2 protein-coding genes are annotated in these 1186 nt (G+C 74.5%); one reads left to right on the top strand and one right to left on the bottom strand.

What is annotated here, in order from left to right:
• On the bottom strand, positions 1 to 838 hold an 838-nt coding region (locus tag ACIRS4_RS37940), incomplete at its 3' end, for a hypothetical protein (RefSeq protein WP_404204786.1).
• A gap of 82 nt (positions 839 to 920) precedes the next feature.
• On the opposite strand from ACIRS4_RS37940, the gene ACIRS4_RS37935 reads away from it, so the two are divergent.
• Positions 921 to 1186 (top strand): hypothetical protein (locus ACIRS4_RS37935; RefSeq protein WP_404204784.1); only part of this gene is annotated, 266 nt, incomplete at its 3' end.

Genomic DNA, 1186 nt, shown 5'->3' with positions numbered 1-1186 from the left:
CGGTGTGGTCGCGCAGCAGTCCGGCGTCCAGGCGGGCGTGCAGCAGGCGGCGGGCGACGGTCAGGAAGCGGCGGTCGCCGACCAGGGTGCGCAGCGGCGTGACCGCGGGGGTCAGCAGCAGGTCGGCATCGGTGACCAGGGCGCTGCCCCGGGCCCGGTCCACCAGGCTCTGGGCGTCGGCGGGGGAGAGGTCGAGGACCTCGGTCAGTTCGCCGGTGTCCAGGCCCGCGCCGATGGCGGCCACCACGAGGGCGTCGAGCAGGTCCGGGTCGGAGTCGTCGAGCCGGGTCCGGGCCCATGCGGTCACCGCTTGATCGACGGCCGTCACGCCCGCGTCCAGGCGGGTCGCGCAGGCCGCGGTCAGGGCGGCCACCACGCCGCCGTGGATGCCGCCGGTCTGGCGATGGATGTGCTGGGCCAGGCCGCGCGGCACCATCATGCCCAATTCCCGTGCGAACGGGGCGATCTCGGTCGCGCCCAGGGCGCGCAGATCGATCACGCGACCGCGGCGGGCCACCAGATCGGTGAGCCCGCGCAGCCGGGCGTCGTGCGGCCGCGAGCGCAGCGCGATGACGACCGGGAACTCCCCGGATTCGGCTGCGGCGCAGAGCAGATCGAATTCGGCCGCGCCGAGGGTGTGCGCGTCGTCGACGATCAGGGCGGTCCGGGGGCGGCCGGTCTCCGCGCCGCCGGGACGCGGGGCCTGCGCCGGATGGTCGGTGAGCGTGACGCCGCGGGCGCGCAGCCGCGCCCGGATCGCGCCCAGCAGGGTGGACTTACCGGTGCCGGAACGGCCGCGGATGAGGTACAGCACCGCACCGGAATCGCCGGAATCCAAGTCCCGGAATATCTCTCGCGCGCCCGGAAGTGAATCGAGCGCGACTGGGGTAACGCCTGTCACGAGGAACCAACTCTCAGCCGTGTGTACCGGGAATATTCCCGAGTCCGTCGACGGCGTTGTTCAAGGCTCCCGTCGGGAGCTGGGGCGCCGGCACCTGCACGGGGGCGGGCACGGGAGGCTGCGGCAGCTGCATGGTCTGCACCGGCGGCTGCTGCTGCGCCGGGGCGGGCTGCGGCTGGGTCTGCGGCGCGGGTTGCGGCTGCGCCTGCTGGGTCTGCGGCGACTGCTCCGGCGCCGGATTCTGTTGCTGGGCAGGGGCATCCGACTGGCCGCCCGGGGCCGGAG

Source organism: Streptomyces sp. NPDC101166, assembly GCF_044768125.1.
In the GTDB taxonomy this organism is placed as follows: domain Bacteria; phylum Actinomycetota; class Actinomycetes; order Streptomycetales; family Streptomycetaceae; genus Streptomyces.
The sequence above is the reverse complement of the archived record's forward strand: the minus strand, read 5'-3'. Positions and strand labels throughout refer to the sequence as shown.